15 protein-coding genes are annotated in these 12,591 nt (G+C 39.4%); 4 read left to right on the top strand and 11 right to left on the bottom strand.

Annotated elements, in window-relative coordinates; genetic code table 11:
- The first annotated feature begins 29 nt into the window (after window positions 1–29).
- Window positions 30–467 carry a ferritin-like domain-containing protein gene (locus FCL54_RS08965; protein WP_138125494.1) on the top strand — a complete coding sequence of 146 codons (438 nt, stop codon included), beginning with the start codon at window positions 30–32 and terminating at the stop codon, window positions 465–467.
- A gap of 121 nt (window positions 468–588) precedes the next feature.
- Here the strand turns inward: FCL54_RS08965 and FCL54_RS24585 are convergent, their stop codons facing one another.
- The 4 genes from FCL54_RS24585 to FCL54_RS08985 all read right to left on the bottom strand — a co-directional run bounded on the left by FCL54_RS24585 (window position 589) and on the right by FCL54_RS08985 (window position 3,206).
- On the bottom strand, window positions 589–822 hold the full coding sequence (locus FCL54_RS24585) for a glutaredoxin family protein (RefSeq protein WP_138125496.1): 234 nt from the start codon (window positions 820–822) through the stop codon (window positions 589–591).
- A gap of 115 nt (window positions 823–937) precedes the next feature.
- Window positions 938–1,264: a thioredoxin family protein gene (locus tag FCL54_RS08975; RefSeq protein ID WP_246055184.1), complete on the bottom strand. Its 327-nt coding sequence runs from the start codon at window positions 1,262–1,264 to the stop codon at window positions 938–940.
- 31 nt (window positions 1,265–1,295) lie between these two features.
- A complete protein-coding gene (locus FCL54_RS08980) occupies window positions 1,296–2,126 on the bottom strand; it encodes a MurR/RpiR family transcriptional regulator (protein WP_246055185.1) in 831 nt (276 codons plus the stop codon).
- Between the two features lie 228 nt (window positions 2,127–2,354).
- Window positions 2,355–3,206 (bottom strand): DUF1206 domain-containing protein, encoded by an 852-nt coding sequence (locus FCL54_RS08985; RefSeq protein ID WP_138125500.1) that lies wholly within the window; start codon window positions 3,204–3,206, stop codon window positions 2,355–2,357.
- Between the two features lie 275 nt (window positions 3,207–3,481).
- On the opposite strand from FCL54_RS08985, the gene FCL54_RS08990 reads away from it, so the two are divergent.
- Together FCL54_RS08990 and FCL54_RS08995 are read left to right on the top strand one after the other, a co-directional pair.
- Window positions 3,482–3,916: a universal stress protein gene (locus FCL54_RS08990; RefSeq protein ID WP_138125502.1), complete on the top strand. Its 435-nt coding sequence runs from the start codon at window positions 3,482–3,484 to the stop codon at window positions 3,914–3,916.
- A gap of 36 nt (window positions 3,917–3,952) precedes the next feature.
- Complete coding sequence (locus FCL54_RS08995; RefSeq protein WP_246055186.1) at window positions 3,953–4,201, top strand: helix-turn-helix domain-containing protein; 249 nt, start codon at window positions 3,953–3,955, stop codon at window positions 4,199–4,201.
- A gap of 55 nt (window positions 4,202–4,256) precedes the next feature.
- Here FCL54_RS08995 and FCL54_RS09000 read toward each other — a convergent pair whose 3' ends face one another.
- The 4 genes from FCL54_RS09000 to FCL54_RS09015 form a co-directional block, all read right to left on the bottom strand.
- Window positions 4,257–6,071, bottom strand: a complete 1,815-nt coding sequence (locus FCL54_RS09000; protein ID WP_138125506.1) for an MHYT domain-containing protein — start codon at window positions 6,069–6,071, stop codon at window positions 4,257–4,259.
- A gap of 299 nt (window positions 6,072–6,370) precedes the next feature.
- The gene (locus tag FCL54_RS09005; protein ID WP_138125508.1) at window positions 6,371–6,700 is read right to left on the bottom strand and encodes a nucleoside triphosphate pyrophosphohydrolase; all 330 of its coding nucleotides are present in this window, start codon (window positions 6,698–6,700) and stop codon (window positions 6,371–6,373) included.
- Window positions 6,701–6,727: 27 nt separating this feature from the next.
- Entirely contained in the window at window positions 6,728–7,021 is a 294-nt protein-coding gene (locus FCL54_RS09010) for a hypothetical protein (RefSeq protein ID WP_138125510.1), read from the bottom strand.
- A 568-nt stretch (window positions 7,022–7,589) separates the two neighbouring features.
- The gene (locus FCL54_RS09015; protein ID WP_138125512.1) at window positions 7,590–9,284 is read right to left on the bottom strand and encodes a M3 family oligoendopeptidase; all 1,695 of its coding nucleotides are present in this window, start codon (window positions 9,282–9,284) and stop codon (window positions 7,590–7,592) included.
- Window positions 9,285–9,444: 160 nt separating this feature from the next.
- On the opposite strand from FCL54_RS09015, the gene FCL54_RS09020 reads away from it, so the two are divergent.
- Window positions 9,445–10,065: an NAD(P)-dependent oxidoreductase gene (locus FCL54_RS09020; RefSeq protein ID WP_138125514.1), complete on the top strand. Its 621-nt coding sequence runs from the start codon at window positions 9,445–9,447 to the stop codon at window positions 10,063–10,065.
- 60 nt (window positions 10,066–10,125) lie between these two features.
- Here the strand turns inward: FCL54_RS09020 and deoD are convergent, their stop codons facing one another.
- The 3 genes from deoD to FCL54_RS09035 form a co-directional block, all read right to left on the bottom strand.
- Entirely contained in the window at window positions 10,126–10,842 is a 717-nt protein-coding gene (deoD, locus tag FCL54_RS09025) for a purine-nucleoside phosphorylase (RefSeq protein WP_138125516.1), read from the bottom strand.
- Between the two features lie 181 nt (window positions 10,843–11,023).
- Complete coding sequence (locus tag FCL54_RS09030; RefSeq protein WP_138125518.1) at window positions 11,024–11,578, bottom strand: DUF420 domain-containing protein; 555 nt, start codon at window positions 11,576–11,578, stop codon at window positions 11,024–11,026.
- Between the two features lie 120 nt (window positions 11,579–11,698).
- Window positions 11,699–12,325, bottom strand: coding sequence for a hypothetical protein (locus FCL54_RS09035; protein ID WP_138125520.1), 627 nt, complete (start codon window positions 12,323–12,325; stop codon window positions 11,699–11,701).
- Window positions 12,326–12,591 lie beyond the last annotated feature (266 nt).

Consider the following 12,591-nt stretch of genomic DNA (forward strand, 5'->3'; position numbering starts at 1 on the left):
CACTTCTAAAAATTGAAGGGAAGAACACCATGATTCCACAGCAATCCAATCAGCAGCAACCCTTGATTTCAGGTGTTAACCAGAGATTGATCAACGACATCGAAAAAGCAGTTGTTCGAGAATATCAAGCGATTCAATTCTATAACAGGCTTGCTGAACTTGCTCCAACTAAGGAGGCAAGGCAAGCGATACTGGATATCAGGCAGGATGTGATTCGCCACTATAACAGTTTCAACCAGCTCTTTGCACAATTAAGCGGAAGAATGCCAAATATCGCCGGAGCTCCACTACCGGTTTCTTATCGTGATGGAATAAGGGAAGCGATCCAGGATGAAATGGACGCCATTACTTTTTACAAAAATATCTCTTCCAGCACACAAATTCCCGGAATTCAGCACCGGTTTACAAGAGCTGTGGAAGATGTGGCGAGACATGAACAAATCCTTCGTAACCTATTAGCACAATAGCTGTTAGCGTGTGAACAAGTTTTTCAGTGAATTTATATTTTCTTAAGGAACACCAAAAGAAGCCCCCGCTTAGCGAGGGCTATTTCAATATTGTATTTTCTTTATTGATCTGCTCGGCTTCCTACTTATCAAGAAGTGATACTATGTCGTTACGATTATTTTCAAATCCAGTGAACTTATACTCTTTGCTTCTTATACCAAGTAAAGTACGTTTTCGAATAACAATGCCAGGAACAATCCGGTTACCCAGTCGCTTGACCATTTCTTGTTCCTTTTCGGGATTCTTTACAACATCGTAATCCCTGTACGAAAAATCGTTTTGCGAAAGAAACTCTTTCGCTGCCTTACAATCCAGTCATGTTGGCCTGGTGTAGATTTCAATTTCCAATTTATCCATTTTCAGCCTCCCACAGGTTTAAAATTCCTGATGAATGCTTTAATCCATTGAGGTTTATTCCAAAATTTTTCAATCAATCGTTTATCAATTTTACTATCTTAGAAAAATTATGCTCTAATTCTTCCACTCTAACGAATCTTGCCTGTCGCATTACCTCTTTCCCTTCCGCAAATAATAACAGTGCGGGTACAGTGAAAATCGAAAAGCGTCCAGCTGTTTCAGGTATCTCAAGCATATCGACATGCATGGAATAAATTTCAGGAAACTTCTCGAGCAAACTTTCCACTTTTGGCAGAAGGGCGTGACATACACTACATTCTGGCTGGGATAAATAAATCAAAAACAGTTTTTCATCCTTAATATGCCTCTCCAGTTCTTCTAATGACTCTGCTCTCTTCAAATTACTCGCCTCACTTATATTTCTAAAATGCTTACCGTTCGTTAAGCCAATCGATTGTCCTTCGAGTTTTATCAAGGCAACCTATAATTTCATCGTACTGGCTGCTTGCCACTGCCATAAAAAGCATATCGATGATCAGAAGCTGTGAAAGCCTGGATGATGTGGCTGCACTTCGGAATGTTGCTTCTTTTGAAGCTGAAGTATACAGTTTGATATCGGCCCGGTCAGACACTGAGGATGCACCGTATTTCGTCAAGCTGATCGTATTTGCGCCGTTTTTATTGGCAAGATCTAAAATTTTAATAACCTCTGGTGTTTCTCCAGAGAAAGAAATTCCAACAACTACATCTCTTTCAGATACATTTGCGAGCAATGTGGCCATCATATGGATATCTGTAAATGCATTTGCCCGTTTATTAATGCGAAGAAACTTCTGCTGTGCGTCCTGCGCTATAAGACTTGAAGCACCTACTCCAAAGAAGTGGATGGAATCAGCCTCTTTAATTAAATTGACCGCTTCTGTTAGCGCATTTGGATTAAGCAATTCTTCCGTTTCACGAAGGCTTTGAATGCTGTTGTTGGTTACTTTATGGACAATAGATTCCTGTGTATCATCAGGCAAAATATCTAAAAAGGCTTCTTCAGGAGTTTTATGAAGATCACCAGCCACTCTTAGTTTGAGCTCCTGGAATCCTTTCAAACCAAGGGACTTGCAAAGCCGGATCACTGCTGCACTGCTGGTCGAACTTTTTTCGCCAAGCTCACTTGCCGTTAAAGAGATAGCGCTCTGAGGATTTTCAAGAATATAGTTTGCAATCTTCCTTTCGGATGGCGGAAGTTTCATTAGCATTTCATTTAACATCACAAGTCCTCCGCGTGAACTGGACATGCTGAACAACACCCACTTTCATTAACGATCAAAATATCTTTTATTTATAGTAAGTAGTTTTATATAAAAAATAATAACTATTCTAAATTCTACTCTTCTTTTTGAAAAAAAGCGAAAGAAATACCCCTCTTCGTATAAAAAGAAGGGTGTTTTATTTATTCGTTGCTCTTCTTATTAATCCAGTGATTGCAAAACTGACGACTAGGAGGAAAAATTAATTCTCCGGTACTTTGCTTTGAAAACCATAAATATTCCGTAAAACAGTAATCCTGCTGCTACAATCCCAAGCATCCACTGGCCAAACGGCTGTTCAGCGATTTTTGACAATGCACCGTCCAGTCCTTTTGTTTTATTCGGATCAGCTGTATAAGCAGTTTGGATCAGAAAGAAACCTATTATAACAAATGTGACACCTCTGGCCGATAAACCTACCTTTCCTGCAATAGTAGCCCATTTTACTTCGGCTTGACTCATTTCCCCTTTTTTAAGTTTTTCTTTGAATTTTTCTTTAAACGCTTTATAAAATTCATACAATCCAAATATTAATATTCCTGCTCCAACAAGTCCGATAACCCACTGGCCGAATGGCTGTGCCATCATTTTTGCTGTGACTGTTTTTTTCGACCCACTGGACCCGCTCGCTGCATGAATCGCGATCATAATGGCCTTATAAGCGAGGAATCCATAAATCCCTGCACTTATCGCATAGCCAATTCTTATCACGATGCTTTTCATATTTACCTCTTTGTGTCCAGGATCAGCTATGACCTGATAAATTCTCCAGATCACATACCCTACCAGCCCGATTCCTACAATCCACAGAAGCACCTCCCCAAACGGCTTGCTTGCAACCGAAGCGAAGGCTCCTTTAGAACCTGTTGTCTTTCCACCTACCCCTAAAGCGGCCATTAGAGATAGGATACCTATAAGAATATATACTACTCCTTTTGCTGCATATCCGAACCTTGCAAATTTCTTAACCCATGGCTTTGCCTTATCATGTGCTTCTTTCGCCTTGTCTTTCGCTTCTTGTTTTGCTATTGCTTTATCCATCAAAATTGTTCCCCTTTCATATAGGACCAATGCATTACTATGGATAAAAGTTCCCTTTTTATAAGATTTAGAAACTAGAAAAGGCAAAGCAAAAACATCCTGTGCAAGGAAGTTTTGAAGCTTGATAGAGAATTTATATTGTTTTTCCCCTTTTGTGACATAACTCACAGAATCCTATACTTCCAGGCTCTACAATAAAGGTACAAAGAAGAAACATTCTAAAACAAATTAAAAGAAAAGGCGATTTAAATGACCTTTTCAGGGAGGGATTCAAAATGGCAATCCGTTATCAAAACATTCTTGTTGCTGTTGATGGTTCTGAATCTGCTGAGAAAGCTTTCCAAAATGCAATTGAAATTGCAAAACGTGACGAAGCGAAACTGTCTATTGCTCATGTTATCGATACTAGAAACTTCTCTACTTTTGAATTATACGACCTTGCTTCCCAGAGAGCCGAAGACTTTGCTAAGTCTTTGCTAAACGAATACAAAGAAAAAGCTGAGCTTGCCGGGGTGAAAAATGTAGAAACTGTAGTGGAGTATGGATCTCCGAAAGTAAAGATTGCAAAAACGATCGCGCCAGAGGTGAATGCTGATCTAATCGTATGTGGAGCCACTGGTCTTAACGCTGTTGAACGCTTGTTGATCGGAAGTGTTTCCGAGCATATCGCACGTTATGCAAAATGTGACGTTCTTGTTGTACGGCAGTAAACTACTTTTAGTAATTGAGGAAAGGAGGGAGCAATGATGAACTTAGGGGAAAAAATTCGGATGCACCGAAAAGAATTAAACATGGCAAAAGATGAACTGGCTTTGAAAGTGCGTGTAGGAACAGGGTTTTTGGATAAAATCGAAAGCAACAAGATTACTCCCGATCTTCAAACCTTATTAAAAATTTCGACAGCCCTTGATGTTCCTGCTTCTGAATTTCTGGAAAACATCGAATGCAACCAGCTAGTGACTAACTTAGAGAACCATTTAACAAACAATAAGTAGACTTTAGTAAATCCTTCTGAAATTAGCATCAGAAGGATTTTTGTTTTGGGCTATTCTATGTGTTTTGTTCATTCTTTTTAATAGGAAGAATAATTTCAACCTTTGTCCCTTTATTTTCTTTACTTTCGATTTGCATGATTCCGTTATGATTTTGAATGATTTTAAAGCTAACCATTAGTCCAAGGCCGGTTCCACTTTCTTTTAATGTAAAGAATGGCTGCCCTACTTTATCTAACTTATCTTTCGGGATTCCGGTACCATGATCGATTATACTTATTTTAACCCGGTTTTGGTCATGGAGATTTACTTTGACTTGAACCTTTCCTCCACCTTCCATGGCTTCTATAGCATTTTTGATGACGTTTACAAAAACCTGCTTTAATTGATTTTCCTCACAGTCTACCTGGATTTGATTCACTTCATATTCAGGAATCAACCGAATATTTTTCATTATCGCCTGTGTTCCGAGCAATGCGATAACATGTTGCAGGATAGATATAAGATTCTGGGTTTGGAAGTTCTTTTTATCAGGTTTTGCAAGCATCATAAATTCGCTGACAATAAAATTGATCCGATCAATTTCAGAAAGCATGATCTCAAGAAACTCTTTATTCTTTTTATCCTCGCTTGAAGAGTGCAAAATACTGGTAAACCCTTTTAAAGATGTGAGCGGATTACGTATTTCATGCGCGACCCCTGCAGCTAACTCCCCTACTGCCGTTAGCTTCTCAGACCTTCGAATAAGCTCCTCAGCCATATTCAGCTCTGTCACGTCCTTTGCAATTCCAATGATCCCTTTCACCTTTCCGTTTACGATATGCGGGATTGTTGTTATCTTTAAAACAACTTTATCCCCGTATTTATGGTGAACCATTGTTTCGCACTTTTGCGGTTGCCCTTTCTTGGTGTCTTCAAAGCAACGAAAGGTTTGCTCATGATAATCCTCTGGAATAAGATTCAGAAACGGCTGATTCATCGCCTCTTCTGCCGTATAACCGGTGATATCTTCGAGTGCTCTGTTTATCCGGATAAAATGTCCATACATATCGATTAGAAAGACGCCGTCCGGATTATTTTCAACCATCGAATTATAGCGGTTTTCACTTTCTATCAGCTCTGTTGCCTTTCTTGCAAGCTGGCGGTCCCTCATAACGCTGATCAATACGAGGACGGTAACAATAACTAATGCCGTAATGATTAAAAAAGGAGCAGCAAAGTCTTTTTCAAACGAATAACCCGAAAAAACTTCCTGGCCGCTTGATATTGGTGTAAAAGATGCTGCTATTAATGTTGTATAGTGCATAAAGGAAATTCCCGTTCCAGCTATTATACTTGCGACCAGTTTTTTCAACAATGGCGTTTTAAAAAAACGTTGTTCATAGCATAAAACCCAGAGCGAGAAGAAAGAAAAGACCAACAGTACCGTGATTGCCAGCGTTAATAAAAAAGAATTATATGTAATCGTTGCGTTAAAGTTTACAGCTGCCATTCCGGCAAAATGCACCATAAGTGCAGTTGCAGACATAAAAATGCTTCCAAGAGCAACCGAGTAAACGTTAGATTCTCGCTTCTTTATAACTGCAAGAGTAACAGCAGAACCAGTTATTGCTATTCCAAGCGTTAAAACAACACCTATCAGCCTGTAATCAACGGGACTTGAAAGTTTTATCGCCAGCATGCCGACAAAATGCATCGTCCAATAGCCTGTACCTAAAGTGAAGGCGGCTGCCAAAAGCCACGGGATACCATTTTTGCTGTTTTCATCATGCTTTCTAGAGAAAAGGTCAAAAGCTGTAAAAGAATATATAATAGCGATCACAACTGATAACGTTACAATAAAGGAATTATAGTTTGTCGAAAAAGATTCCATGGACTATCTCCTTAATTCAATCTATTAACTTAATTTTCGACTCAGTTCCCCCAAATTCCTACTTTTCACAATAAAATAAAAATTTTTTAAGAAATCTCTATACAAAGTTCTTACGGGAAAAACAGAGGCGGGAACATAAATAAGATACTCAGAGTGCTGGAAACTGCTTCTATGTAGAATAGTCCAATTTTCGCGGGCTCGGACTCGGCGGGGGCAAAGCTATTGATGAGACCAGGAGTGCGTAAGCTTGATGAGGACCGCCACTTTTGTCCATCCTTCTCCATTCTTAAACAAAACTATTATTCGTTGTCGATCACTTTATGCAAAAAAATTCGCTCTTCAAACCCGCCACGTTCTTTCTTTTTTTCAAGCCTTATCTGCTCTATTTCGGCAAATGAGCTTCCATGGGTCTCTGCTGCAGCATGAACTAACTCTAGTAAATCGGCAAGCTCTTCTAGAGAGTGGCTGTCGTTGTCGGCCATGAAGTATTCTTCCATTTCTTCTCTAAGCTTTCTCTTTACTTCTACTGCAAACTCCTCTTTTCCCAGTGTTACTGTTTCACAGTTGCTGCCGCTTTTCCTGATGATTCCCGGGATGTTATCTCGGACAAGCTTGTTATATACCGGCATACTCCTCTCTCCTTTTACTCTTTTCATTCATTTTACCGTTTTTTTCTTTACACTAACAAGCTCACTGAAGACAACATCATAATTTGCAATAAGCTGGTCCCCTTTTGAGACGGTTTCGTGTACATATTTCTTCGGGATTTTGTTTGTAGTATTATCTCCGTTAGTTTGGACATGGACATTGCTTTTGTCGACCTTTGTAACTGTATATTCTATAGTATAAAATTTTTTGGCAGCTTCCTTGCTTGTTACACATCCTCCAGTATTCAAAGCTATCAGGATAACAAGAAAAGCTCTCCCCCATAACCAGGCAAATTCTTTCATTTTATCTCTTTCCCCCATCCTATAGAAATTCCATTTACAACTTATTCTTGAGGGCTCTTCTGTATTCAAATAACTCCCCGGGAATCGGAGCCTATTTTCAAAATTTGAGGGAATGGCATTACTGTAAAAGGAAAGGCTATTTGCTCGTACCTCCTACAAATTGCTCCGAACCTCTTATAAACCGCTCCGAACCTCTTATAAACCGCCCTGGACCTCTTATAAACATAAAGACGGCTGCTCCGAATGGGAACAGCCGTCCTTTATATAAAAGGCCGATATCATGGCCTGTATTTTATTTTTTAAAGAATAATAGGAACCAAACAGGAATAACATACTAAGTTACTGCATTTTTGATTAGCGACTTTTTACAGTTTATTGATGTAAAGGGTGATTTGTGCATATCCGAAACAGTTTCTGTTGTTATAAATTTACATTCCCGCTTGAAACAATTTTTAATCCACCCTGCCTGTACCTATTTTTAATTTTTTTCTTTTTAAAAAATTGGTGATCATTTTTCTATACTAACCAAAAAAGCTGAACCCTTGATTATAAGAGTCCAGCTTTATTTTTAAAGTTTTTTATCATCAACTTGATCGAGCCATGCTTCGATTTCTCCGATAACGGATTTTACACTGTTATCTTTAAATGGAGAAGTTAGATTAGCTGAATCAACAAGATCCGTAAACGATTGGCTCCCGCCTCTTTTACAAAGTGCAAGGTAGTCTTCCCATACCTGCTCCCTGTCTTCATTTGCCCTTTTCCAGAACTGGAAAGCGCACATTTGTGCAAGTGTATAATCTATATAATAGAACGGAACCTGATAAATATGGCTTTGCTTTTGCCAGAATCCGCCTCTTTCCAGATATTCATTTCCATCATAATTTAAATGAGGGAGATACTTCTTTTCTATCGTTCGCCATGCTGTTTTACGCTCTTCTGGTGTTGCTTCCGGGTTTTCATAAACAAAGTGCTGAAATTCATCTACCGCCACACCATAAGGAATGAAGAGCAGCCCTCCGCTCAAATGGGAAAATTTATATTTTTCCGTATCTTCCTTAAAGAACAATTCCATCCATGGCCACGTGAAAAACTCCATGCTCATCGAATGGATTTCACATGCTTCATAAGTTGGGAAAAAATATTCCGGAACTTCGAAGCCCCTGCTCATATAAACCTGGAACGCATGGCCAACCTCATGTGTTAAAACATCGATATCATGCGATGTCCCATTAAAGTTTGCAAAGATAAAAGGTGAATCGTATTCACTAACATAGGTGCAGTAGCCTCCGCCCGCTTTTCCTTTTTTACTTAACAAATCCATCAAGTTCTTCTCCCGCATGAATGTGAAAAACTCGTCTGTTTCTTTTGAAAGCTCGTGATACATTTGCTTGCCGTTCTCGACGATCCATTCCGGGTCGCCTTTAGGAGTAGGATTTCCCGTTAAAAAGCTGTATGATTCATCATAATAAGCTAAATGATCAAGCCCCAGGCGTTCTCTCTGTTTCTCCTTTAGTTTGGAGGTCACAGGCACAATATGCTTTTCCACCTGTTCGCGGAAATTAGCAACCATTTTTGCATCATAATCCACACGATTCATGCGGTAATATGCTAGTTCAACGAAATTCTTGTATCCGAGCTTCTTTGCTATTATTGTCCTGACTTTTACTAATTGGTCATAGATGTCATCCAGTTTGTCTTCATTTTCGGACAAGAAGCCGTAAAAAGCCTCACTCGCATTCTTTCTGGTTTCCCTTTCAGTTGATTGCATGAACGGCACCATCTGAGTTAGCGTTCTTTCTTCTCCTTCAAACGGGATTTTAGCGGAAGCAATCAACTTGGTGTATTCGCTTGAAAGCTTATTTTCTTTCTGGAGGTCTTCAATTATCTCAGGTGAAAAAGTTTTAACCGTTGATTCTGCGATAGCAAATAATTGTTTGCCCCATTTCTCTTCAAGTTCATTTCTAAATGGTGATTTTACCAGTTCATTGTAATAGTTTGAAACCATTCCCTTATACAATGGCTGTACTTCATCGAAAAAGTCCTGCTCTTTTTTGTAAAAATCATCGTTCGTATCGATCGTATGCCTTATCGATACGAGTGTTTCCATTGTTTCATACTTACTTCTGAGCTGGTTAAGGCTCCTAATCGTATCGCTCTGTTTTACAAGCGTGTCTGCCTGACGAAAATCATTTAGATTTTTCTCAAACTCTGCCTCTAGCTCTTTCATATCTGGCCGTTTGTATTCATAGTCCTGGAACTTCATTTGAACCCATCCTTTATGTAGTAATATTTTCCCCCACTATATTTATTCGGACTGCCCTCCTTGAATTCCTTGTTTCCATAGTGAAGGCGGAACAAAAGACTGTGTTGTTGCATTGCATTCCAACAAATGATTATGATTAAGAAAGAATGGAGGCTACAGTATGAACTTATTACTCTTAGGTGCAACAGGCCGGGTAGGAAAGGAAATTTTGAAGCTTGCCGAGCGGGATGGCCACCAGGTTACTGCGTTTGTCCGTACTCCGGAGAAGTCCGGAAGCAAAGGTCCTAACGTACGTCTTTTTAAAGGAGATGCAAGGAACAAGCAGGATGTCGAAAGAGCAATGAAGGGGCAGGATGCTGTGATAAGTGCTCTGAACACTGACAAAACAACAACGCTCTCCGAAGCAACCTCTCTTCTTATCGACGCCATGAAAAAGGAAAACGTTGAACGGATTATTACAGTAGGCACTGCCGGGATTTTACAAAGCCGAACCGACCCTGATATTTTAAGGTATCGATCCTCTGAATCAAAGCGAAAATCGACTGCTGCAGCTGAAGAGCATGAAAAGGCGTATCGCCTTCTTGAACATTCTAACCTTGCCTGGACGATCGTTTGTCCAACATATTTACCCGATGGAGAAGCTACAGGGAGTTTTCGTGCAGAAAAAAATGTTCTTCCGGTGGATGGAAAGAAAATTTCGGTAGGAGATACAGCAGCATTTACATATAGTCAGCTAACTGATTCAGGCTATCTTCGCACACGGGTCGGCATCTCTTACTAACGTTACATTATTTTCATAAGGAAGGGGCTGACTCTTTGGAGACAGCCCCTTCTTAATTTCCTATTTGCTTGTTTGTTTTAACGCAGCTTCAAGTGCGATGATCATCATATCCTTGAATGTTGTTTGGCGCTCTTCGGAAGTTGTTTCTTCTCCAGTCACAATATGGTCGCTGACAGTCAAAACAGTTAGTGCATTCACACCGTGTTTTGCCGCGATCGTATATAGAGCAGAAGTTTCCATTTCAACGCCCAGTACCTGGTAATTTGCAAGCATTTCAAAGATTTCAGGGTTATCTCTATAGAATGAATCACTTGTAAAGACGTTGCCGACATGGACCGGCATTTCTTTTTCAGTCGCACTGTCAAAAGCGTTCTTCAACAGATCAAAGCTTGCCGTAGGTGCAAAGTCCATTCCGTTAAACTGCAAACGGTTTACACCTGAATCAGTTGTTGCACTCATCGCTAGAATAACATCTCTTACTTTCACTTCTTTTTTCAACGCTCCACAGGTTCCAACGCGTATCAAATTCTTTACACCGTATTCACGGATTAATTCGTTTACATAGATGGAAATGGAAGGAACCCCCATACCTGTACCCATCACGGAAATTTTTTGTCCTTTGTAGGAACCAGTATATCCAAGCATACCTCGAACTTCATTAAAACAGACGGGGTCCTCAAGAAAGGTTTCAGCGATATATTTAGCCCGGAGCGGATCTCCAGGAAGTAAAATTGTATCAGCTATCTCACCTTTTTTTGCACCAATATGTACACTCATCTAATAACCTCCTGATATGTGATTTACTCACCTATACTAAAACAAAACTATCACAACGGCAAAGACCCTTCAATCATTTTATTCTTCAATTGTTTATCTCCATCCATTAATCTTCGCAAAATAAGGGGAACGTATCCGATTTAAAAAGGTTCCCCTATGTTGAAAGGAACCTTTTTGCTGCTTAATAGTAAGGAGAGATCATCAGATAAACGAATACCCCGGTCAGACTTACATATAACCATAGCGGCATCGTCCACCTTGCGATTTTTCGGTGTTTTTCCACTCGGTTCGTAAGCCCTCTTACAAGCGTGACAAGCGCCAGGGGTACGATAGCGGCAGCCAGTATAATGTGCGTTATCAAAATAAAATAATAGATATACTTCAGCGGGCCTTCACCGCCATAAGAAGTGGATTCTGCGATGGAATGGTATGTCAGGTAAGAAATTAAAAACAATGATGTTGTCGTAAAAGCCGCCCATATAAATCTTCTATGGAGCGTAATGTTCTTTTGTTTGATAAAAATAAGAGCTGCTAACAAGAAAACAAAGGTAAAGCTGTTGAAAACCGCATTTAGAAGCGGCAATAAGTGAATGTCAAAACCAACTTCCCCTTCATATCCCGGTAAAAAGAATAACATAGCAACAATCACATTGACTGCTATCGAAATCCCGACAATCCAGGGTGTATAGTTTCTCGAGTCCGTCCCGTTAATCGAGCCGTTAGATTGTTTTTCCATAAAATCTTCTCCTTCAATCGTTTCTGCACATTATCTTTAGTGTAAGGAATTAAGGAACACAGGGCAATAAAAAAACGCATCATTCATTAGAATGACACGTTTTGTTCAAATCTTTAACCCTTATGGTGTCCATTTATCATGGACGATGCCCACAATATATTGCTTTCCTTCATATTCCTTAAAAACAAGCTTCAGGCTTTTCCAATCCATCCCGTCATATTCTTCAGTTCCAGGCACATAATACTCAACGTAATTAGAATCTGGAAAAAATTGTTTTATGTTGCTTTTCGAATTTCCCTTTTTCATAATTGTGTTGTAGGAAACCATGTCTGTATCTAAAAAATCAGCATCATATACATATTGGTCAAAATACTCTTTAGGAGTAAGCTCGATCGGTTTGCCGCTTCCAGCAGCATTTCCCCACCTGACCTTTTCATCTTTTTTTTCAAAGCTTTTTATACCTGAAGCCGAAAAGGTCTTTGCGTTTTTGCTTATATAGCCATATGGAGAAAAAGTGATACCTTTTTCCGGGTGGGCAAATAAAGAAAGCTTTTTAAAATCCTTTTTAGATATGGCTACAAGTATTTCTCCTGACTTTTGCATAATCCTCGATTTTACGTCCGGCTTTTTTTCAGGCTGTACTTCAGTCTGGTTGTTCGGTTCTGTTTCCCCTGTGTTCCCGTTATCTTCAGCAGGTTGCTCACAAGCTGCCAGCATAAGTATCATAGCGATTATAAATATTCTCATAAACAAACACTCCTGGAAAAATTATATATCATTCTTTTCCCTTGCCTGCATTATCAAACCTTTTAAAAGAACATAAATCTTTTCGTTGTTTCCGTCAACTTAAAAACTGCTATCCTTTTCATTTGCTGCCAAGCATGACCCTTCTCAAGATGTTACGATAAGTTAAAACACCTTCTTATCTATCATCTTTGCCAGGATTAAATACTTTAAGACCTGTGCCATCTTTCCTTTTCATTCTTTCCCTATGTTTTGGATTATTTGATTTT

The sequence above is a fragment of the Exobacillus caeni genome, from assembly GCF_005747095.1.
Classification (GTDB): Bacteria; Bacillota; Bacilli; order Bacillales; family Guptibacillaceae; genus Exobacillus; species Exobacillus caeni.

Bases quoted from the DNA above. Each gene is read 5' to 3' on its own strand.
- FCL54_RS08990 (WP_138125502.1), top strand. From the start codon at position 3,482: ATGGCAATCCGTTATCAAAACATTCTTGTTGCTGTTGATGGTTCTGAA.
- FCL54_RS09005 (WP_138125508.1), bottom strand. From the start codon at position 6,700: ATGCCGGTATATAACAAGCTTGTCCGAGATAACATCCCGGGAATCATC.
- FCL54_RS09020 (WP_138125514.1), top strand. From the start codon at position 9,445: ATGAACTTATTACTCTTAGGTGCAACAGGCCGGGTAGGAAAGGAAATT.
- FCL54_RS08985 (WP_138125500.1), bottom strand. From the start codon at position 3,206: ATGGATAAAGCAATAGCAAAACAAGAAGCGAAAGACAAGGCGAAAGAA.
- FCL54_RS09000 (WP_138125506.1), bottom strand. From the start codon at position 6,071: ATGGAATCTTTTTCGACAAACTATAATTCCTTTATTGTAACGTTATCA.
- FCL54_RS08965 (WP_138125494.1), top strand. From the start codon at position 30: ATGATTCCACAGCAATCCAATCAGCAGCAACCCTTGATTTCAGGTGTT.
- FCL54_RS08995 (WP_246055186.1), top strand. From the start codon at position 3,953: ATGAACTTAGGGGAAAAAATTCGGATGCACCGAAAAGAATTAAACATG.
- FCL54_RS09015 (WP_138125512.1), bottom strand. From the start codon at position 9,284: ATGAAGTTCCAGGACTATGAATACAAACGGCCAGATATGAAAGAGCTA.
- FCL54_RS09030 (WP_138125518.1), bottom strand. From the start codon at position 11,578: ATGGAAAAACAATCTAACGGCTCGATTAACGGGACGGACTCGAGAAAC.
- FCL54_RS09035 (WP_138125520.1), bottom strand. From the start codon at position 12,325: ATGAGAATATTTATAATCGCTATGATACTTATGCTGGCAGCTTGTGAG.
- FCL54_RS08980 (WP_246055185.1), bottom strand. From the start codon at position 2,126: ATGTTAAATGAAATGCTAATGAAACTTCCGCCATCCGAAAGGAAGATT.
- deoD (WP_138125516.1), bottom strand. From the start codon at position 10,842: ATGAGTGTACATATTGGTGCAAAAAAAGGTGAGATAGCTGATACAATT.
- FCL54_RS09010 (WP_138125510.1), bottom strand. From the start codon at position 7,021: ATGAAAGAATTTGCCTGGTTATGGGGGAGAGCTTTTCTTGTTATCCTG.